General features: G+C 66.5%; 18 protein-coding genes and 2 pseudogenes. 9 read left to right on the forward strand and 11 right to left on the reverse strand.

Annotated elements, in window-relative coordinates; all coding sequences use genetic code 11:
• Both JMJ55_RS27330 and JMJ55_RS27335 read right to left on the reverse strand, forming a co-directional pair.
• The coding region (locus tag JMJ55_RS27330) for a transposase (protein ID WP_202828782.1) at positions 1-295 on the reverse strand (295 nt) is incomplete at its 3' end.
• Between the two features lie 69 nt (positions 296-364).
• Positions 365-1,321, reverse strand: a complete 957-nt coding sequence (locus JMJ55_RS27335; protein ID WP_202828783.1) for a LysR family transcriptional regulator — start codon at positions 1,319-1,321, stop codon at positions 365-367.
• A gap of 181 nt (positions 1,322-1,502) precedes the next feature.
• Here JMJ55_RS27335 and JMJ55_RS27340 point away from each other — a divergent pair, with 181 nt between their 5' ends.
• Both JMJ55_RS27340 and JMJ55_RS27345 read left to right on the forward strand, forming a co-directional pair.
• The gene (locus tag JMJ55_RS27340) at positions 1,503-2,501 is read left to right on the forward strand and encodes a TauD/TfdA family dioxygenase (protein ID WP_236034125.1); all 999 of its coding nucleotides are present in this window, start codon (positions 1,503-1,505) and stop codon (positions 2,499-2,501) included.
• Complete coding sequence (locus tag JMJ55_RS27345; protein ID WP_202828784.1) at positions 2,498-3,511, forward strand: Bug family tripartite tricarboxylate transporter substrate binding protein; 1,014 nt, start codon at positions 2,498-2,500, stop codon at positions 3,509-3,511. The genes JMJ55_RS27340 and JMJ55_RS27345 overlap by 4 nt, the downstream gene beginning before the upstream one ends.
• Positions 3,512-3,730: 219 nt before the next feature.
• Here JMJ55_RS27345 and JMJ55_RS27350 read toward each other — a convergent pair.
• Positions 3,731-4,639 (reverse strand): annotated as a pseudogene (locus JMJ55_RS27350) (integrase core domain-containing protein).
• 81 nt (positions 4,640-4,720) lie between these two features.
• On the opposite strand from JMJ55_RS27350, the pseudogene JMJ55_RS27355 reads away from it, so the two are divergent.
• From JMJ55_RS27355 to JMJ55_RS27365, 3 genes and pseudogenes are all read left to right on the forward strand, one after another.
• Positions 4,721-5,299 (forward strand): annotated as a pseudogene (locus JMJ55_RS27355) (IS630 family transposase); the annotation flags it as partial.
• A gap of 97 nt (positions 5,300-5,396) precedes the next feature.
• Positions 5,397-6,164 carry an SDR family oxidoreductase gene (locus tag JMJ55_RS27360; protein WP_202828786.1) on the forward strand — a complete coding sequence of 256 codons (768 nt, stop codon included), beginning with the start codon at positions 5,397-5,399 and terminating at the stop codon, positions 6,162-6,164.
• 346 nt (positions 6,165-6,510) lie between these two features.
• Positions 6,511-7,482, forward strand: a complete 972-nt coding sequence (locus JMJ55_RS27365) for a YihY/virulence factor BrkB family protein (RefSeq protein ID WP_202828787.1) — start codon at positions 6,511-6,513, stop codon at positions 7,480-7,482.
• A gap of 301 nt (positions 7,483-7,783) precedes the next feature.
• Here JMJ55_RS27365 and JMJ55_RS27370 read toward each other — a convergent pair whose 3' ends face one another.
• The 6 genes from JMJ55_RS27370 to JMJ55_RS27395 form a co-directional block, all read right to left on the reverse strand.
• Complete coding sequence (locus tag JMJ55_RS27370; protein WP_202828788.1) at positions 7,784-8,041, reverse strand: GlsB/YeaQ/YmgE family stress response membrane protein; 258 nt, start codon at positions 8,039-8,041, stop codon at positions 7,784-7,786.
• Positions 8,042-8,187: 146 nt separating this feature from the next.
• Positions 8,188-9,207, reverse strand: a complete 1,020-nt coding sequence (locus JMJ55_RS27375) for a YsnF/AvaK domain-containing protein (RefSeq protein WP_202828789.1) — start codon at positions 9,205-9,207, stop codon at positions 8,188-8,190.
• Positions 9,208-9,232: 25 nt separating this feature from the next.
• Positions 9,233-9,709: a YsnF/AvaK domain-containing protein gene (locus tag JMJ55_RS27380; protein ID WP_202828790.1), complete on the reverse strand. Its 477-nt coding sequence runs from the start codon at positions 9,707-9,709 to the stop codon at positions 9,233-9,235.
• Positions 9,699-10,649 (reverse strand): hypothetical protein, encoded by a 951-nt coding sequence (locus tag JMJ55_RS27385; RefSeq protein WP_236034126.1) that lies wholly within the window; start codon positions 10,647-10,649, stop codon positions 9,699-9,701. Before JMJ55_RS27385 ends, JMJ55_RS27380 begins: the two co-directional genes overlap by 11 nt.
• A 146-nt stretch (positions 10,650-10,795) precedes the next feature.
• Positions 10,796-10,978: a CsbD family protein gene (locus tag JMJ55_RS27390; protein WP_202828791.1), complete on the reverse strand. Its 183-nt coding sequence runs from the start codon at positions 10,976-10,978 to the stop codon at positions 10,796-10,798.
• A gap of 222 nt (positions 10,979-11,200) precedes the next feature.
• A complete protein-coding gene (locus tag JMJ55_RS27395; RefSeq protein WP_202828792.1) occupies positions 11,201-12,712 on the reverse strand; it encodes a helix-turn-helix transcriptional regulator in 1,512 nt (503 codons plus the stop codon).
• Positions 12,713-13,535: 823 nt separating this feature from the next.
• Between JMJ55_RS27395 and JMJ55_RS27400 the strand changes: the two genes are divergently transcribed.
• A complete protein-coding gene (locus tag JMJ55_RS27400) occupies positions 13,536-14,294 on the forward strand; it encodes a bestrophin-like domain (RefSeq protein WP_202828793.1) in 759 nt (252 codons plus the stop codon).
• A gap of 129 nt (positions 14,295-14,423) precedes the next feature.
• On the opposite strand, the gene JMJ55_RS27405 is transcribed toward JMJ55_RS27400, so the two are convergent.
• Both JMJ55_RS27405 and JMJ55_RS27410 read right to left on the reverse strand, forming a co-directional pair.
• A complete protein-coding gene (locus tag JMJ55_RS27405; protein ID WP_202828794.1) occupies positions 14,424-15,212 on the reverse strand; it encodes an IclR family transcriptional regulator in 789 nt (262 codons plus the stop codon).
• Between the two features lie 57 nt (positions 15,213-15,269).
• Complete coding sequence (locus tag JMJ55_RS27410) at positions 15,270-16,196, reverse strand: NAD(P)-dependent oxidoreductase (RefSeq protein WP_202828795.1); 927 nt, start codon at positions 16,194-16,196, stop codon at positions 15,270-15,272.
• 476 nt (positions 16,197-16,672) lie between these two features.
• Here JMJ55_RS27410 and JMJ55_RS27415 point away from each other — a divergent pair, with 476 nt between their 5' ends.
• The 3 genes from JMJ55_RS27415 to JMJ55_RS27425 all read left to right on the forward strand — a co-directional run bounded on the left by JMJ55_RS27415 (position 16,673) and on the right by JMJ55_RS27425 (position 20,691).
• Positions 16,673-18,628: an AMP-binding protein gene (locus tag JMJ55_RS27415; protein WP_202828796.1), complete on the forward strand. Its 1,956-nt coding sequence runs from the start codon at positions 16,673-16,675 to the stop codon at positions 18,626-18,628.
• Between the two features lie 63 nt (positions 18,629-18,691).
• Positions 18,692-19,906, forward strand: a complete 1,215-nt coding sequence (locus JMJ55_RS27420) for an ABC transporter substrate-binding protein (protein WP_202828797.1) — start codon at positions 18,692-18,694, stop codon at positions 19,904-19,906.
• Positions 19,906-20,691, forward strand: coding sequence for a short-chain dehydrogenase/reductase (locus tag JMJ55_RS27425; RefSeq protein WP_202828798.1), 786 nt, complete (start codon positions 19,906-19,908; stop codon positions 20,689-20,691). Before JMJ55_RS27420 ends, JMJ55_RS27425 begins: the two co-directional genes overlap by 1 nt.
• The last annotated feature ends 1 nt before the right edge of the window (position 20,692 follow it).

Genomic DNA, 20,692 nt, shown 5'->3' on the forward strand with positions numbered 1-20,692 from the left:
GGCCTTCGGCTGCGCGCGCGAGGGCGCGAAGCCGGTCGTGCAGGCATCGGAGCGTTCCGTCCAGCCGCCAGCGCCGGCAATGCGCGAAGACCGTCGGCCAGGGCGGGAATGGGGATGGGAGCATGCGCCAGGCACAGCCAGAGCGGACCAGATAGAAGATCGCCTCGAGCATCAGCCGGCGAGGCCATTGGAGCGGCCGTCCTCCCGTCGCCGGCGGTGGAAGCAGAGGCTCCAAGGCTGCCCACTCGGCGTCAGAGAGGTCCGTCGGATACCGGTGCTGACGGTGTTCGCGCATGGCTGCCTCGGGCTGGAAGATGAGCCACAGCAACGCGTTAGACCGCGATCCGCATTTCCATACAGTCAGTTAGCCTGGCAAGTTGTCGAACTCAGCCTCCCCCATCAAAATCTCGACATCATCGTTGCGCAGACGCCTGAGCTGCCGAAGCGCGGCAAGCAGAACCTCCCGCGCCGCTGGGGTGAAAGATCGCTCGGGGCGATAGGCCAGAGAGACGACGCGGTAAACCGTTGGCGCCAGAGGCAGGAACACCATCGGCATGCGCATCATCGGCATCGCCGCCAAGGCCGGGATGGCGGTAACGCCGACCCGGCTCTCCACCAAGCTCTGCAACGCGCCCACGGAGGAGACCTCATAGCGAAGTCCATGCAGGGCGTGAACGCCATGGGCGTCCTGCTCCAGCAGGCGGCGGATGCCGTTCTGTGCGCTCAGCCCCACCAGCGGGACGTCCCGCAGCACCTCCCAGGCCAGAGGGATGGCTTCTCGCGCCAGCCGATGCTCCTTCGGGCAAAGCAGTCCGAAGCGATCCCTCAGCAAGGGGCGGGTGGCAATGCCGGGGGCAGGCGCGGGCAGCGTGGTAATGGCAAAGTCGAGCTCGGCCGCCTGGAGCCTGCGGGCGGCCCCTTCCGTGTTTTCCTCATGGAGCTGCACGGAAATTCCTGGAAAGCGCCGCGCCAGTTCATGCAGCGCCGGCGCAAGCACATGGCTGATGAAGGAGGCAGTCGCGGCAGCGACCACATGGCCCCGCTGACGGTCAGCAATGGCGCGCAGGTCGTCGAAGCCGCGGTCCAGATCGTCGAGCAGCCGCTCGGCAAGTTGCAGGAGGCGCTCGCCATGCGGGGTCGGCTGCAGGCTGCGGGTGGTGCGGTCGAGCATGCGCAGGCCAAGCTCCGTTTCCAGGCTGCGAATGGCAACCGTGACGGCGGACTGCGTGACGTTCAGCACTTCGGCGGCGCGGGTGAAGCTGCGGGCATGGGCGACGGCGCAGAAGGCCCTAAGCTGGCGGAGGGTGACGTTGCGGCTCATTCATAAACATTATGAATGGTGTGGAAAAATGAAATAGACTTTTCGCGGACCGGCTTCGAACCTTCCTTGCAAGAGAGCTTCGGAGGAAAACATGTCCAGTTCCGTGCTGCGGGAGCCGCCCGCTACCATGGCTTTGCCGCCAGGACCTATCGGTGGCGCGGCGGCCTGGAAAGGCGCTGAGATGGCGCGCCGGACCGAATGGCTGCACCATTTCACTCCGGAGGAACTTCGCGAGCTGGATGCCGCCATACGCGCCCATGTAGCCTCCGGCGCGGAGATGGGCGCGATCACCAGGGCAGGCTTCCACATGCCTGTCCTCGCCGCCACCTTGCGCGGCGTCCTGCAGGATCTGCTGCACGGCCGAGGCTTCGTGCAGCTTCGTGGATTCCCGATCGAGAAATACTCCACCTCGGAGGCGGCCATCGCATACCTCATCATCGGGGCCCATCTCGGCAGCTTCCGCAGTCAGAACGCGAAGGGCCATCTCTTGGGCCACGTGTGCGACCTCGGCCTCGACATCCGCAAGCCGACGGTGCGCTATTACCAGACTAACAAGGAGCTGGAATTCCACACCGACAGCTCCGACCTCGTCGGCCTGCTCTGCCTCAAGACCTCAAAGTCCGGCGGCGAAAGCATGATCGTCAGCTCCGTCACCTTACATGACGAGATACGCCGCCGCCGTCCCGATCTCTACCCAGCCCTTTTCGATGCCTTCCCAACGGATCGGCGCGGCGAGATCCCGCCCGGCATGGAACCGTGGTTCGAGGTGCCAGTGTTCAACTGGCATGCGGGGGAGCTGACGACGATCTATTCCGGGCAGTATATTCGCTCGGCGCAGCAGAACTTCCCGCAGGCGCGCCGCCTGACGGCGCAGGAGCGTGAGGCGCTCGACCTGCTCGACAGCCTCACGCGCGACCCGGAGCTGCATCTGAAGATCGAGTTCCGGCCGGGCGACATGCAGTTCCTGCACAATCACCAGATCCTGCACAGCCGCACCGATTTTGAGGATTGGCCCGAGCCGGAGCGGCGCCGGCACCTGTTCCGCCTCTGGCTCGCGCCCGAAGGCGGCCGTGACCTACCACCCTCCTTCGCGCAGCGCTACGGTTCCCTCACGCCAGGCGACCGCGGCGGGATCATCACCCGCGACACCACGCTCAAATTCGTCCTTGAGCCGCAATGAGCACGCAAGCCACGCGACGGGCGTTGTTCGCCGGGCTCAGCACATTGCCGCTTGCCGATCGCGCATGGGCCGAAGCGCCCTGGCCTAACAGACCGGTGCGGCTGGTCGTGACCTTCTTGCCTGGCGGCATCCTGGATACCTTGGCTCGGCTGATCGCGCCCCCGCTGCAGCGGCGCCTCGGCCAGCCCTTCGTGGTCGAGAACCGCCCGGGCGCCGGAGGCAATGTCGGCACCGCGCTGGCGGCGCGGGCCAAGGGCGACTCCTACACCCTGCTGGTCGGCAGCAGCGGCCCGCTTGCGATCAGCCCGAGCATCGAGAGCAATCTCGGCTACAGCCCGCTTACCGATTTCACCCCTATCACTCTCCTCGCATCGACACCGCTGGTGCTGGTGGTGCCGGCGAACTCTCCCTGGCATAGCTTGCGGGACATGATCGCAGCGGTGAAGTCGTCGCAGGGCGAGTTCCTGTATCCCACCCCTGGCATAGGCTCGCCGCAGCTTCTGGCTGGGGAGGCACTCCGCCAGCGCGTGGGCTTCCGCGCGACGCCCGTGAGCTACAATGGCAGCGCGCCGGCCGTGCTCGCCATCATCGCGGGCGAGATGCCCTACACCTTCGAGAATCTCGTCCTCGTGGCACCGCATCTGGCGAAGGGGACGCTGCGGGCGCTGGCCGTGACAAGCGCCCAGCGGTCGCACATGTTGCCCGAGGTGCCAACGATGGAAGAGGCCGGCCTGCCCGGCTTCCAGGCCGGCGGGTGGTATGGCCTGCTGGCGCCCGCCGGCGTGTCGCAGGAGGTTGTCGATCGGTTGCACGCAGCGACGGTGGCTGTCCTGCACGAGCCCGATGTTGCGCCACGCATCCTCGAGATGGGCTCCCTCAACATCAGCAGCACGCCGGATCAGTTTCGGGAACACATACGCCAGGAAACGGAAAGATGGCGCCATGTGATGCTCGCTGCGAACGCTCCCCTGGATAGGGAGCCAGCCAACCGGCAATCCACCGGCCGGTGAAGACTTGTTGAAAGACCAAGGCTTATGCAGCCGGCCGAAGGGTGCAGCCACACTAGGTGAGTGACTGACCTGCCCCTGATCGGGTATCCAAGGGCCATGAAAGATCTGGCCCATGTGGTCCGACCCCCAGCTCTGGTCCGGGGTCTATGCAAGTTCTCAGGCCCGTGAGCTTGCCCCGACCTTGGACCAGCCGGCGTGGGAAAATCCGGCTTTGTTGTCTCAGGGCGGGTGAGCCCATCCTGCGGCGTTGGCCAGCTCCATCGGGGCTCTGTGGCCGATCGAGCTGTGTGGCCGGACCTCGTTGTGATCCACCCGCCACGCCTCACACTTCAGCCTGGCATCAGCCAAGCTGACGAACCAGTTGGCATTCAGGCATTCCACCTGGACCTTGCCACTGAAGCTCTCCGCAAAGGCGTTGTCGGTCGGCTTGCCCGGCCGGCTGAAGTCCAGCACCACGCCCCTGACATAGAGCCAGAGGTCGAGGTCGCGGCTGATGAACTCCGGGCCGTTATCGAGGCGGATCTGCCGCGGCAGCCCGTAGCGCGCCACCACCCGCTCGAGCGTCTCGACCACATCGGCGCCGCGGTAGCTCCGTCGCACGTCGATCGCTGGCGAGATCCGGCTGCCGTCGAATAGCTGGTCCGACAGGAAGTTCATCGCCCGGATCTTGTTCGGGGCACCGGCCACCGCCGGTCCTGCCGCAGCTTGGCCGAGACCTTCCGCCGTAGCTCCGCCTGCGTGCCCCGCCTGGAGCGGTGATGGCACGACGAACGCGGTGCTTTCAGCACCGCGCAGGCCCGTCGCGCGCTCACCTCCAGGCGCCCCGGAGATGGTCCACCGTCCTCCGGCAGCGCGCAGGCTTCATAGTTTGCGGTGGACGACGTCCTGCAGCATCTCCTTGTCGAGCGACAGATCCACCACCAGCCGCCGCAGCCGCTGGTTCTCCTCTTCGAGCTACTTCAGCCGCCGCATCTCGGACGGCATCAACCCGCCGCACTTCTTGCGCCAACGGTAGTAGGTCTGGATCGAAATCCCCGCTTTGCGGCATACCTCCTCCACCGCTGTCCTTTCCTCAGCCTGCCCCAAAATGAAAGCGATGTGCTGGTCGGTGAACTGGGACCGCTTCATGGCCTGTCTCCTCAGTCAGCGCCGCAGAACCTAACCAGGAATTTCTCCGCTCTCACCGGTCCAGGAATTTGGAGGCAGATCATCTATGTCGACCCACCCACCCATGCGGCCGTGCTGTCCATCGACGAAAAGAGCCAGATACAGACGCTCGACCGCACCCAGCCCGGCCTGCCGCTCAAGCCCGGCCGCTGCGGCACCATGACCCACGACTGCGTCCGGCACGGCACGACCACGCTGTTCGCCGCGCTGAACGTGCTCGACGGCACGGTGGGCAACCGCTGCGTGCAGTTCCATCGCCGCGAAGAATTCATCCACTTCCTCGATGCGGCCAAGCGCGAAATCCCGGCGGGGAAGCTGGTCCATGCTGTGGTCGACAACTACGCCACCCACAAGCATCCAAAGGTGAAGGCGTGGCTGGAGCGGCACCCGCGCTGGACGTTCCATGTCACCCCCACCTCCGGGTCGTGACTGAATGCGGTCGAGACCTTCTTCTCAGCGGTGACCCGCAAGCGCATTCGGCGCGGCAGCTTCCACTTGCTGGTCGACCTGCAGGCCGCCATTAAGCGCTACCTCGCCGAGCACAACGCCGATCCAAAGTCCTTCGTCTGGACCGTCACCCCCGCCGCCATCATCGGCAAGCTGGATGCATGCTCCGTGTGAGTCGCTGCACTAGCGGTGCCGGGTGGAACACAGGCAGGCTGCCATTGTGACTCACCGTTGACAAGGCTTACGGTGCTGTATTGGACGGGAGTGAGCCATGGCACAGGCAATGTTCGACCTTACCGGACGGCTTGCTTTGGTGACCGGCGCAAGCCGAGGCCTTGGTCTGGCAATGGCGCGCGGGTTAGCCGAAGCCGGCGCCAGAGTGGTGCTGAATGGCCGCGATGTTGGCCGCCTCACTGCGGCGGTAGCAGAACTGGCGACAGCAGGAATCGCTGTGGAGGCACTTGCCTTTGACGTGTGTGACCCGACGGCGGTCGAAGACGCGGTGGCCGACATTGAAGCACGCCTCGGCCCCATCCACATTCTGGTCAACAATGCCGGTATCAGCCGTCCCGGTCCGGCAGCTGCTCAGCTCGATGCGGCATGGCGCGAGGTCATAGCCACCAACCTCGACGCAGTGTTCTTCATGGCGCGAGCAGTAGGGCGGCGCATGGTCGAGCGCAGGGTAGGTAAGATCATCAATATCGGTTCGATGCTGGGCCTCACGGCGCGCCCAGGTACAGCACCCTACACGACCAGCAAGGCCGCCGTGCACGGGCTCACACGTGCACTTTGTGCCGACTGGGCAGGCTGCGGCGTGCAGGTCAACTGCATTGCTCCGGGCGCCTTCGAGACGGAAATGACCCGGCCCTTATATGAGAGCCCTGAGGTATCAGCCTACGTGCGTAGCCGAACTCCTGCCGGGCGCTGGGGCAGGCCCGCCGATTTGGTCGGCACGGCCGTGTTTCTTGCCGCACCGGCTTCCGATTTCGTCAACGGCCAAGTGATTGTCGTAGATGGTGGCATTCTCAGCGTCATTTGAAAGCATGCCATGACACCCTGAGACCGGACACCTAACACTACCTGGCAGTCTGAAGTCAGGCGGTGGCCTGAGCTTGCGTCTGCAGTGCGGGCATCAGATCGGGGTGACGAGGTCGGCGAACAGCCACGCCATGATGGCGCGGCGCAAAGCCGGCAGGCTCGGCGATGGTGGCGGTCCCGGAACCTGACCCGGCATTTTTCCCCGCCCCCGCCGGGCGTTGCTCGGCGAGGCGGAGATGCTGCAGCCAGGCAAAGGCGATACAGGTCCGAGCCGCTTACCCTGATGCCTGAGGCCCGATGCTGACGACCGCAACAGCTCATTCCGCCTATCATCCGTGTCAACCTGCATGCTGCTGCGTTCGGGCTGCATGGCAGAAGCTGTTGAGCGAAGCGTCGTGTCCTCCGCATCCATGATTCAGGTGCGGCAAGGCGACGGACATGGAGCGGCCACCCCCGCCTGCATCCCAGCCCGGGGCTGGCGGCAGGTGTTGCTCCGCTGCGTCCGGCGTGTGTTCGGGGGTCGCTTACTCGGCGAGGCGGCAGCGGTCGCGTTCTATACACTCCTAGCGGTGTTTCCTGCCCTCGCCGCGCTGGTGGCGCTATGCGGCCTTTTCGTGGATCCGGAACTCGTCGCACAAAAGCTCCAGGCTTTGGCTGGCATGCTGCCAGCCGGATCCGCAGAAGTGGCGCGGGACGCCTTGGGGCGGATGGCAACCGTGGGCGGTGGCAAGGCCGGCCTTGCCATTACCTTACTCGCTGCCGCGCTTTGGAGCGCCTCGGCCGCGGCAATGCAATTGTTTGGGGCACTGAACGTTGCTTATGGCGAGCGCGAGGATCGCGGCTTCATCCGGCTTGTTGGCATCGCGCTGCTGTTCGCGCTTGGGGCTGTGGCTTTCACCGCATTGGCTCTCGGCGGCGTCCTGGGCGTGCCGCTTGCGCTCGCCGCTAAGGCCGGGCCAGGCGGTGCCATGGACTGGCTGCTCCGCTTCCTGCGCTGGCCACTGCTACTTGTCGCGGTCTCGGTCGTCCTGGCGTTCGTCTATCGCCACGGTCCTTGCCGTGTTTGCCCTCGTTGGCACTGGGCTAGCTGGGGCAGTGCGTTGGCCGCGTTAGTATGGCTGCTTGGGTCAGCCGTGGTGTCATGGTACATGCAACAGGTTGGCCGTTACGATTGGCTTTACGGCTCGGTCGGGGCCGTACTCGGCTTCATGCTGTGGGCCTGGGTTTCCACCGCGGCTGTGCTGGTGGGCGCTGTGCTCAACGTTGAGCTCGAGCGGCAAGCCATGCCGGAGGCGGAGCCCAGGCCGCTGGTGTCGTAGGGTGGCCTGAGCGGCGGAGGATTTCTAGTGAACACGGCCAATTCCGTAACCGCTGAAGCTGAAAGGCTTGAGCGCGGTTGGATGGCGCTTGGGGCGCTATGACCCCCTTGCAGTTCTTTCTGGACGGTCTGCCTGTCGGGTGTGCTGCAAGCAATCCTTCCCGGAACTTAGATAGTAGTTCCGAGACGACAGCGCCGGCCCACACACGCCCGACGCAAATCCTATCGAGCGTGTGAGAGAACATACAGCCTTGGGCACACATACGTCACCTCAGGCTCTGACGAGGGTCCCGGACAGCCTGTCAGACGCTCCGCCGGCCGGTGACGGCATGGTAGACCCACAGCACAACAACTGCGCCGATCACCGCGACGATCATGCTATACAGGTTGAAGCCGGTGACGCCGGCGCCGCCGAACATGTTGAACAGGAAGCCGCCAACGAAGGCGCCAACGATGCCGAGCACGATATCAATGACGGCTCCTTGGCCACTACCAGCATACAGCTTGCTGGCCACGAAGCCGGCGATCAGTCCCAGAATAAGCCAACCGATGATAGACATTGACATTTCTCTCCGAGAAAATTTGGGAAAGGACGCATGGTCTCCGGGCGATGGGCTTGCGCTCGTTGCCCATGCGGGCGATGGCTTCGGAAGTTAACACGCGGAGTAGGGACGGCTCGCTCCGCCCCTACCCCATTCAGCATTCGTCAGCGCTTGCCGGGGTTGGCGCCGCTGACATTGGTGCCGAGCGTCTTGTCCACCGCACGGCTGGCCATCGTGCCGGGCGGATTGCCCGGCGCGTCATCGGGAGCGGCACCGACGACGCCGGCACCGCTTGCCACGCGGGCCGCGTCGGTGGTTGTGTCATCGATGTCGACTTCGGTCCGGCGGACGGTGTCCTGCACGGTCTCAGTTCGCTCACTGGCATCCTTGCGGATGACGACCTCGCCGGTGACGCGAGCCTCCTTGGCGATCACGGCCTCCTCGGCGGTCTCAGTGGCCTCGATGGTGCGGTCCTGGAACACGGCCTCGGCGCCGGTCACCGGCCGGTCGACCACGCGGCGCTCCACGTCCACATGCTCCTGGTGCAGCATCACCTGCTCGCTCACCGGCGTCTCAACCACATAGGAGCGCACCCGAACCCGGCCGCGCTCGACGTCGCGCTTGCCCACCCGCAGGCTTTCCTCGACGATCGGGATCGCCTCCTCGCCACCGACGCGGACGGTGCTGGCATCGGCGGCGGCTGTTGAAGTGGAAGCGGCAGTGGGCGTGGCGGAACCCGCGGCCATACCCGTGGCGGCGACACCGAGACCGCTTGCGGCCGGTATGCTGGCCACCCCGGCGTCTGAGGTGACGGCCTGGGGCCCGGTCCAACCTTCCTGGCGCCACTCGGCCTCACGGGTGTCGAGATCCACTGCGCCGTGGCTCTCCAGGACGTCCATGGCCTGCTCGAAGGTGCTGTCGTCAACCCTCGCCGACACCATGACAGCACCGCGGCGCACTCCCTCCGCGTAGGTCGTCCGGTCCTCGTCTGGGATAAAGAACTCCTTCAGCGAGGCCCAGAAGCCGGTGTTGTCGGACACGGCAGCGGTGCCGCCGGTCGTGGAGGCCGCCTCAGCGGCATGCATCTGAATGTCGGTGCTGGCGATGTTGAGCTGCTGCAGCTGCTGGACGGCAGCATCTCCGTGGGCGCGATCGTCGAACATGGCGGTAATGGTTCGCGACATGATGGTTTCTCCTCGGGCTGTTGCTTTACTGGTCTGTCCCGGCGGTCGGGGGCGCTGCCCCTGCCGTTGGCACCCTTTCGATCGTGGCGTGCTGGACCCGCCGTTCGACCAGCTGCTCAACGATTTCCTCATCGTCGACGAAACGCAGGTGGATCTCTTCCTTGAGGACGAGGCGCCGTTCGACGACCAGAATTTGCTCCACCACGGGGACGATGAGCACGTCGCCCTCCTGGCGGGTCTGAGGCGGCTCGCTCACCTCGTGGCCGATCTGCACGCGCTCGACTTCGGCGCGCCGTGTGCCGAGAGTGCTCCGCACTCGCTCTTCGACCGCTTCAGTGCGCAGCGAAACGCGCACCCGTCCGTTTTCGACCGAGCGCTTGCCGACGCGCAGAACCTCCTCGATGAGGGGCGCGACCTGCTCGATCGCGGCCCCGAGGGCAGAATCATCCGAGGGTGCAGCGGCGTCGCCGTTGCACCCCGGGATAATGTGCTCAGGCGACACGCCGGGTGTTCCGGAACGTCAGCAGGTCGCGGGTGCCACGACGGGCGCCGAGGACCGCAGCGATGGCACCCAGCAGCATGATGCCAAAGACCGAGAAGGCGGCGATCGACGTGCCAGAGGCAGCAGTGTCGGCGGCACGACGGGCCGTCTCCTCGGCCTGGCGCGCGGCTTGGGTTGCCTGCTGCTCGGCCTGTGCGACGCGTGCCTGAGCGTCTTGCGGGCTGATGTTGTATTCGGCTGCCACAAGCTGGTTCAGACGTTCACGATCCGCTTGCGACAGCTGCCCGTCGGTCACACGCCGGGTGGCGAGCTGTCCCATCTCGGCCTTGCGCTGGTCGGAGGTCATTGCGGCTGGATTGCCACCGGTTCCGCTCAACGCGCTCTGCACCCGGTCGGTCACGCTCTGGGCCATCGACTGGAGCGTCCCGGTGCTTGTGCGGCTGGCGGCTTGCTGGCCTGCCGCCGAGGCTGCAGAGCCAGCACCCGATGCCACGCTGCCCAGCAGGCTGGAGGCTCCAGAAGTGGCGGTGGAGGCGATGCCGGAAACGAGGTTGCCCAGCAACACGGCGGAGATCAGAAAGGTGGTGCCCCAGACGGCCAAGCCGTGCAGCGTGCCATCGGTGTTGTCGGCGGTGCCGGACAGGCGTGCGGCGACGTAACCGCCAACCGCGAGGCCGATCAGGTTGGACACCAGCAGCCAGATGGCTGCACCGATGCCGAAGGACGATGCGGAAGGTGTTTCACGTGCCGTGGCATCAACCGTTGTGGCGCCCACGCCGGCGCCCAGGGCGTTCAGCATCAGGCCAATGGTGAGCGCTACAACGGCGCCGGCGATTATCGCGCCCCATGAAATGCGCGAGGGCAGCGACGGTGCGCCCTCTGGAAGAAGCGCGGCGGTGGCCGCGTCGTCGTAGGCGCCTGTTGTGGTGCGGGCTTGCATGGGCGAAGTTCCTTTGTTCTAAAGTTTGGGACGAAGAGGTCACCGGCGTTCAGCGCCGCATCGTGGACCTCGACAAGACGCGCATATGGGATCGGTCCGGCAAACACCGGACCGCTTAATGATTTTACTGTATCGACTTCTAAGTTCTACTGGTCGTCGGCGCCCCGTAAGGCATCCTTGGCGCCGCCTGCAGTGTTCTGGACCTTTCCCTCGACTTTCTCCGTGGCGCCCTCGGCCTGGGTCTTGGTGTCGCCGGTCAGCTTACCGATGGCCTCCTTGATGGAGCCCTTTGCCTGCTTGGCCGCGCCCGCGATGCGATCGCTGTCCATCTCGCCGTTCCCCGATGCGCGCTTGGCTGAAGCCATGATCGGTGGCCATGGCGCTGCCGACATAACTGCGCTCCGTCGCCAGGAGTTCGGCGAGCGGCCGGGCAATCGGCAGAGCCGGCTGGTATGCCTGCACTACCCGGATAGGTGGGCAGTACTAGTGCCCAGCGATGAAGCCGCCCTACGGAGCTCGCCACATGCCGGGTTCGATACGATCCGCTGCTCTTAACCCGCCATACTGGTTGGTTGCGGGGTCTTGCGCGGCGGACCGCCGTCAAAGCCACGCTCGCGGGCCCAGATGACCAGGGCCGTCCGGCTGTTTACCCCGGTGCGGCGATAGAGCGAGGCCACGTGGTTGCGGACGGTATTGGGAGAGATCCGGAGCTTGCGCGCGATGGAGGGGTCCGCCATCCCGCGGCACACCAAGGTCAGCACCTCCCGCGCCCGCTGCGGCAGGTCGACCAGCTCGGCTGCGGCACCACTGGGCGCATCAAAGCGCCGCAGCTTGGCCAGCTTTTCCAGCACGACCTGGCTGAACCAGGAGGTGTCCTGCATCACTGCCTCGATGGCTGCGACGACCTCAGCCTCCGTGCGGCGGCGCTCGCCGGCATCCTGTGCGACAACCAAGACACAGGGTTGGTTTCCGAGGGTCACCGCAGCGGCCGATACGAGGCAGTCGAACACACCACCCTCCTTGGTCCGCAGCTTCACGTCGAGGTTTTGCACCGAGCCGTTTTGGTGAAGCTGCCGCTCCAGCTCCTTCCCCGCCACCTTGTCAAACCACAGCCCAATCTCGCCCGCCGTCTTCCCAACCAATTCCGGCTCCGCATAGCCGCTCTCCCGGGTAAAGGCGTCGTTGGCCAGCATGACGCGGCAGCCGGCGCGCGCGGCGATGAAAGTCGGCACGGGCGCCAGGCGGAATGCCGTGGCAAAGCTGGCCTCGCTCTGCGACAGGGCATCCTCGGTCAGCTTATGGCGTTCCAGGTCGACAAAGCTGAACAGCATGCAGGCTGCATCGCCCACCTCGATCGGCTGCCCGGCAACGATGACCCGCTTTTCGCCACCGCCGGACAGCTGCAGCACTGCTTCCATTTGCGGAATAGTGCGCCCGCTCTGCAGGCGCTCGATGGCAAGCTCGCGCCGGGCAGCACCTTCGAGCACGTCGATCTCATAGACCGAGCGGCCAAGCACCTGCTCCTCTGAGTAACCGGTCATTTCCAGGAAGCCACGGTTGACTTTGACGTGGCGGTGATCCGACAGGCGGAGGATTATGGCGGGCGCTGGATTGGCGGCGAAGGTCGTCTCGAAGCGATCCTCAGCATCGAAGCGCTCGCTTTCGTCATTCAGAATCAGCACCAAGCAGTCTGGCATCCCAGCGGTGTCGTTGAGCACCAGGCTGCGGATGCGGTGCGTCCACTGGGCCTCGTCCTGTCCGGCAGGCGCCACCTCGACGACCACCTCGTCGAAGGCTTCGCCGGCCAGCACCCGCTCCATCGGGTAATGACCATTCGGCAGATGGTGCCGGTTGCGGTAGCGCAGTTCGAACCGCTCGCGGTATTCCGAGACGGTGGCACCAAGCTCCGCGATCTCGCGCACGCCGTGCATTTTCAGGGCAGCTTTGTTGGCCCAGGCAATGTGCTGGTTGGGTTCGATAAGAATAACCCCGTCCTGAAGCGCTGCCAGGATAAGCCGCAGTTGTTGCTGGTCGGCGTGATCGTGTGCGGGCAGGTCTGACATGGAATCACTCCGAGCGTGCAGCGCTGTCGTTCGTGCCAAAGTCTCCGCATTGGCATGGTATTCGAGCGTCTGACTTCAGATACCGTTCTCCGTTAGCAAGGCTTGTTGCGCTATGAGGCTAAACATCGGTGATAGGAGGTCGCCGCCGGGGACTGGCTCGAACAAGCCACGGCGCGGGCCAGCGCCAGCTCTGCGACACAGACCAGCCCTCCCGCCCCCCAGGACAGGCGCGCGGCGCCGCCCAACTGGCTGCGCAGCGTCGCCTCGATAATGCGGGTGCCGAAGCCGCGCCGGCGGGCCGGCGAGGGCTGGGCCGCCACGTTCCTGCCAGCGCAGCCGCAGCAGCCCGGCCGCGGCATCCAGCGCCTAGGAGAGCGAGACCTTGCCGTCCGGGGTCGAGAGGGCGCCGTATTTATGCGATCGCGGTCTGGCGCGCGTTGCTGGCAGACCGTGATCCGCGCAGTATGGCGGTGTTCGGCAGTTCAGTGAGTGGCGGTTTGACCTCGGCATGACAGGGCAATCGGCAAGAACCACCCGAAGGGTGCTGCGCCGCGCGCGCCCGCGGTCGGTGTCGCCGGCATCGGAGAGGGGGGCGGCGGCCTGGGGCCGACCGGGATCCCCGGTGTGGAACACGGCGTCGACGGATTGGCCGGGTTCTCTGTGGCACAATGTGCCGAGGCGCCAGGACGGATCCGGCACCCGCCTGGCCATGCATTTTGTCAAAAGGTTCGGTTGCGAAGGCAAGGTGAGGAGCGTCGGTTCGGAGCCCGATTTCCAGACGGGTCCGCTGTTCAACCATCAATAGAGAGGGCCGCACCTTCCCATGCTTTCCAGCCTGATCGCGTCGGCGGTGTCGCTGTGCGTCCTCACCGGCGGGATCGCCGGACTGCTGCTGAGCCGCGTCCTCCCCGAGCATCACCTGTCCAAGGAAACTACCGACACGGTGCGGCTTGGCGCCGGCATGCTCTCCGTTCTAGCCGCACTTGTCCTGGGGCTGCTGGTGGCGACCGCAAGAGACTCTCTGGACGCCGCAGACCGGCTTGTCCGCGGCCTGTCTGCGGACCTGATCGAGACCGACCAGGCATTGGGTGCGTACGGCGCTGAGACAGCCCCGATCCGCGACCTGCTGCGCCGCTACGCCGCGGCTATGTTGAGGGACGGCTGGGCGCAGTCGGCCCGGGACCTGCTCGACGAGGGACAGCCGGCCGGCGCCGCGTTGCAACAGGTCCGCCGTGCGGTGCTCGCCCTGGAACCGCCGGACGCCGCGCGCGCCTGGCTTCGGGACCAGGCATTGGCTGGGAGCGGTGCGCTGCTGAAGGCCCGCTGGGAGTTGCTCGAGCGGCAGGACTTGCCAATACGACCGGCCTTCCTCGTGGTCTTAACGTTGTGGATCGCGTGCATCTTCGTCAGCTTCGGCCTGGGCGCGCCGTGCAATGCCACCGTGGTCGTCACCTTCGCCGTGTGCGCGGCGGCCATCGGCGCGTCGGTGTTTCTCGTCCTGGAAATGGAGGCGCCGTTTGACGGTCTCATCCAGGCCGCCAGGCACCCGGTGGAGGTCGCGCTCGCCCGCATCGGCCAGTAGGGGGAGCACGTTATCGTCCCGGTGTGCGCTTGGATTACGTTTCTTGGGCTTGATAACAAGGGCGCTAACTTGGAAGCACTACAGGAAAATAGAATGCATTTATACACCCGCATAAAGTACGATTATACATCACTGCTTGGTCTTCGGATAAAGGGACTTACTAGCAATGCTAGCAACCTCGAGCAAGTCCTGTCCGAAGCTATGCAATGTTTCCTCTGAGTATTGCCCAGCTATGCAAACGCCGCTCAGGCCAAACCGTGGTGCGCCGCTTGCGTCACAGATAACCGTTCCGATGCTGATGATTCCGTTATATAAATTGCTCTTGTCGATTGCCCATCCGCAATTGCGCGCGGCAGCCACCTCCGACCGATAGGTGTCGAAGCCAGGGCTGGATTGCCAGCGCAGAGGCTTGAACCGGCGGGACAGTTCGGCGGCCGGCAAGTCCAGGGCCGCGGCGATGCTCCGGCCAACTGCCCCGGCCAAGGCGGGCATGCGAAACCCGATGCTGATTTCCACGCGGATGGCGCTCTGGCTGTGCGCGCGGTCCACCAGGATGACGTGGTCATCCTCGGTGATGCGCCAGAGCAGGACGAGCATGCCATGCTTCAGGGCCAACCGTTCCATCTCTGGCCGGATCAGCGCGGTGGGGCTGGTACCGATCAGGCCCGCGGCCAGTTCTGCAATGGCCAGTCCGAGGGAATAGGTCTTTTCCGCATGGTGAAAGGCGACGTAACGCGCGCGGGTAAGGGTGCGCAGGATATTGAAGCATGTGCTGGTGCTCACCCCGCTGGCCCGTGCGACGGCGGCGACGCCCATCGGCTTCGTCGAGGCGGCGAGGCAGGCCAGAATCTGGACGGCATTGAAGACCGCACCGACATCCTTCGGCGATGCCTTCGAGGTATCCGACTCGTCGTCCATGGGGTTGGCTTCAGGCTTTCGAGCAGAGCTGTTCAATGAGGTCACTTGCCGCGGCTTTCACGCGTCACGGCTATCATGAGGCGCCGTTGGGCGACCGATCTCGGTACCGGCCCAGCCTTCCATCAGCCGCACGAGTTCGGTGATGTCGCTGGCGGCCATGCCGTGGCTTGCCGCGAAGCGCCAGACCCGTCCCACCTGCTCGATCGCCCACATCGGCACGCCGAGCGCCCGTGCCTCCTCCAACCCCAGCGCGACATCCTTGTCCATCACGGTCACCGTGGCGCCGAAGTCGAAGCGGCGGCTGATGGCGACAGGCAGCATGTCGCTGGTGACGAAGGATCGCCCGGTGCCGGCATTCACGACCGCGGCCAATGCCATGGGGTCGAGCCCGGCCTTCGTGCCCAGGGACATGGCCTCGAACACCGTGACCAGGTTGGACGCCGCCAGCAGGTTGTTCACCAGCTTCGCCACCTGTCCCTGGCCCGGCCGCTCACCCAGCACGAACAGCTCGCGCCCCATGCGGGCCAGCACCGGCTGCAGGGCCGCCACCGCCTCGCCGGGGCCGGCCAGCATGATGGCCAACGTGCCGGCCCGTGCCCCAGCGAGGCCGCCGGAGATCGGTGCGTCCAGCGGGAGGATGCCCTTCGCCGCCAGCCCCGCGGCAATGCGTTCCATCGCCGGGCGCCCGATGGTGGACATCTCGACGTAGTGGCGCACGGCCTTTCCCTCCGCGACGCCGTCGTGGCCCAAGGCGGCCGCCTCGCTCACCGTGCCGCCAGGTAGGCAGGCGAGCACGATCGTGGCGGCGTCCGCCACCTCTCGGGGGGAGTGGCATGCCCGTGCGCCGCGGGCGACGAAGGGCGCCATCGCCTCCGGCCGCGGATCGTGGACGAAGAGTTCGGTGCCGGGGCCGAGCAGGCGCTCCGCCAACGGCGCGCCCATCTGCCCAAGGCCAAGGAAGCCGAGCCTGGTCACCACGTCCATCGCCGCCTCACATCATCACCATGTTGCCGTCTACCGGCAGGATCTTGCCCCCTGCCGCCCAGGGGAGGTGGGCCGTCTTGCCTCCGTTCGGTCACCCAGGCGTCGTTCCGCGCAGGCAGCTCGGCCGTGTTCCGGCCGCTGCCGGTCATGGCTGCATCCTTGCTGACCGGCCTGCCTCTCGCTGTCTCTACCACGACCGCTGAACTCCTCTCCTTGCAACCAGCCGCCACGGCGAACCGCCGGCCGAAGTGGTGGAGCCGCCCGGGCATCCGCCGGACAGCGGATCGCCAATGGGCTTGCATCCAGCCGGCAGAATGGTATCCACTATTCTGAAAGGTGGCCAGCCTTGACTGCAGGCGAGCCGACCGATGCCGGGGGAGGACAACCAGTTGCGCACCTTGCTGTCCCAGCGCCTGAGCGGCGTCAGCCGCCGGCAAGACCCCAGCCACATCCTTGCGACGGGGAGGCGCTGAGCGATGGATGAGACGCACGCGCCCATCTGGCATCCCGGCCCAAGGGAGGCTTCCGGCTCTCATCTGGCCAGGCTCATCGCCAGCCTTGGGCTGACCTCGCTCGAGGAGCTGCTGGACCACGCCAACCGGCACCCGGATCGCTACTGGCGCAGCGCCATCGATGCCCTGGGCATCCGGTGGCGGCGGGATTACGCGGTCTTTCTCGACCTGGCCGACGGGGTGCAATTCCCCCGCTGGTTCGTGGGCGGCGAGCTGAACTGGCTGGACACGATATTTGCCCATGGCACGGCGGATGGGGCCGGCAGGCCTGCCGTCATTGCCACGGACGAAGCGGGCGGGACACGCCAGCTCTCCTATGCGGAGTTGCGGGCGCAGGTGGCACGCTTCGCCGCCGGGCTGGCCCGGCGCGGCGTGGGGCGCGGCGATCGTGTCGGCCTTCTGATGGAGAGCGGCATCGAGGCGGTCGTCTCCCTCCTGGCCCTGTCCTGGCTGGGCGCGGTCGCGGTGCCGCTGTTCAGCGGCTTCGGCGTCGATGCCATCGTCTCGCGGCTGTCGGCCTGCGAGGCGCGGGCGCTGATCGCCACGAGCGGCTTCGACCGCCGCGGACGTAGGATCGATGTCAGACCCCTGCTGCGGGAGGCGCAATCCCATCTGCCGCTCCTCGATCTGCTGATCCTCAAGGGATCGCTGCAGGAGGTGGAGGCCATGCCGCGGGCCATCGGCTGGAGCGAGGTCGGCGGTGATGCCGCGGAGGGAGGCATGGCCGGCGAGGAGCCCGCCGGCATGGCGCCGGATGACCCGATGATGGTGATCTACACCTCGGGCACGACCGGCAAGCCGAAGGGGGCGGTCCATACCCATGGCGGCTTCCCGCTCAAGATCGCGCATGACGCCGCGGTGCACTTCGATATCGGCACCGGGGACGTGTTCTTCTGGCCGGCCGATATGGGCTGGGTCGCCGGGCCGCTGACGATCGCCGCGGCGCTCATGCGCGGCGCGACGCTGGTCTGCTACGACGGGGCGCCCGACTTTCCGGACTGGTCGCGCCTGTCGCGCCTCGTCGCGGCCCATGGGGTAACGCATCTCGGTACATCGCCCACCCTGATCCGCGGTTTGGCGGGGAATGTGGCGCTGGCGACCGCGGCCCCGCTCGATACGGTGCGGCTGCTGATCACGGCGGGCGAGGTCATCGCGCCCGAGCACATGGTCTGGTACCAGCGCCATATGGGCCGCGGCATCTGCCCCGTCATCAACTACTCCGGCGGCACGGAAGTCTCCGGCGCCCTCGTCGCCAATGTCCTGCTGCGTCCCATCGTCCCGGCCGGCTTCAACTGCATCTCGCCCGGCATGCAGGTCGATGTGGTGGACGATGCGGGGCAGCCGGTCCGCGACCGGGTCGGCGAGCTGGCGATCCTGCAGCCCTTCGTCGGCATGACGCAATCCTTCTGGAAGGACCGCGAGCGGTATCTGGAGACCTATTGGGCGCAGGTGCCCGGGATCTGGATGCATGGCGACCTCGCCATGCGGACCGGCGAGGACATGGTCTTCCTGCTAGGGCGCTCGGACGACACGCTGAAGGTGGCAGGCAAACGGCTCGGCCCCGCCGAGGTCGAGGACGTGCTGCTGGAATTGCCCGAGATCGGCGAGGCCGCGGCCATTGGCGTCGAGGATGCGGCGAAGGGCCAGAAGCTCGTAGTCTTCATCGTCCCTGCGCCGGGCCAGCCATCCAGCCCGGCCCTGGCCGCCAAGGCGGCGGCGGCGGTGGAGAGCCGGCTGGGGCGGCCATTCAGGCCGGCCAGAGTGCACATCGTCGCCGACCTTCCCAAGACCAGAAGCCAGAAGGTCATGCGGCGCGTCATCCGGCGGATCTATTCGGGGGAAAGCCCGGGCGATCTCGGCTCGCTCGACAACCCACCCGCCATCGACCGGATCCGCGCCGCCGCGCAGGAGACCGGCTGACGCCCAGCGCCGACCCCGGTACCACGCACGACACGAACCAAGACGAAGAACGGGAGGAATGCCTTGAACCATCTGATGACCGGCGCCCTGGCGCGCCGTACCTTGCTGGGCACGGCCATGGCAGGCCTCGCGGCGCCGCCCGTGCTGCGGGCCCAGGCGCCGTCCGTCAAGCTCGGCATCCTGACCGATATGAGTTCGGTCTATGCGGACTACGCGGGCATCGGCTCGGTCGAGGCGGCGCGCCTCGCGGCTGCGGATTCGGGGTTCGGCGACCGCGTGCAGATCGTCTCCGCCGATCACCAGAACAAGCCGGATGTCGGCTCCAACACCGCGCGGTCCTGGTATGACAACCAGGGCGTCGATGCGATCTTCGACTGCCCGACCGGGTCGGTCGCCCTGGCGGTGAACTCCGTGGCCGGCCAGTCGCGCAAGCTCTGCATCTTCAGCACCGCCATCATCGACCGGCTGACGGAGGAGGACTGCAACGGGTACGGCCTGTCCTGGACCTGGGACATCTACTCGGTGGCGCGCAGCAGCGTGCAGCTCCAGATGAAGCGCGGCCTCGATACCTGGTTCATCATCCACCAGGACTACGCCTCGGGCCATGCGCTGGCCGCCACGGCCAGGGAGACGCTGCAGGCTGCGGGGGGAAAGGTGGTTGGGCAGGTGGCGCACCCGCTCGGCACGACGGATTTCTCCGCCTTCCTGCTGCAGGCCCAGGCCAGCCGCGCGAAATTCGTCATGTTCACCGCCGGCGGCTCGGACCTGATCAATGCGCTGAAGCAGGTGCGCGAGTTCGGGCTGGTCCAGCGCGGCCAGCAGATCGGCACCATGTTCACCGTGGTCACCGATGTGCACGGCATCGGCCTGGAGGCGCTGCAGGGCCTCAACTTCGTCACCGCCTTCTACTGGGACCGCGACGAGCAGACCCGCGCCTGGGCCAAGCGGTTCTTCGCGGTGCGCCAGAAGCAGCCCACCATGTTCCAGGCCGGCGTCTATTCCGCCGTTCTCCAGTACCTCAACGCGGTGAAGGCGACCGGCAGCACCAAGGCGGAGGATGTCCGCAGCCACTTGCGGGACAACCCGTTCGAGGACGTCTTCGCCCGCAATGCCCGCCTGCTGCCCAATGGCCGCATGGTCCACGACATGCTGACCGCCCGAATCAAGGCGCCCGCGGAGCAGCGCCACCCCTGGGACTACTACGAGATCCTGGGCGTCGTCCCCGGCGCGGAGGCCTTCCGCACCCTCGAACAGAGCGCGTGCCGGAAGACCTTCTGATGGATCTCGGACTGCGCGGCCGCCGCGCCCTGGTCACCGGCGCCTCCAAGGGCATCGGCTTCGCCTGCGCGGAGGTCCTGGCCGCCGAAGGCTGCGACATCACCCTGGTGGCCCGCAGCGCCGGCGACCTCAACGCCGCCGCTACGCGCCTGCGCGGCGCCGGCAATGTGGCGGTGAGCACCCGGGCGCTCGACCTCAGCGACAGCCGCAGCATCGATGCGCTGGCCGCCGAGTTCCCGGACACCGACATCCTCGTCAACAACGCAGGCGCGATCCCCGGCGGCACGCTCGACGAGGTCGACGAGGCGCGCTGGCGCGCGGCCTGGGACCTGAAGGTGTTCGGCTACATCCATATGTGCCGACGCTTCTATGCGGCGATGCGCGACCGCAGAACGGGCAGCGTGATCGTCAACGTCATCGGGGCCGCCGGCGAGAGCCCCGATGCCGATTACATCGCGGGCAGTGCGGGCAATGCCTCGCTCATGGCCTTCACCCGCGCCCTCGGCGGCAGGGCACCGGCGGACGGGCTGCGGGTGGTCGGCATCAACCCAGGCCCAATCCTCACGGACCGGCTGGAGGCCCTGCTGCGGCGTCGCGCGGCGGAGACGCTCGGTGACCCCGGCCGCTGGCGCGAGACCATGGCCGATATGCCCTTCGGCCGCGCCGGCCGGGTGGAGGAGGTCGCGGCCCTCGCCGCCTTCCTGGCCAGCGACCTGTCCGGCTACACGAGTGGTACCGTCGTCACCGTCGATGGCGGCATGGCAAGCCGCAGGAAGGCTTTCTGAC

This window comes from Belnapia mucosa (genome assembly GCF_016775475.1).
GTDB lineage: Bacteria > Pseudomonadota > Alphaproteobacteria > Acetobacterales > Acetobacteraceae > Belnapia > Belnapia mucosa.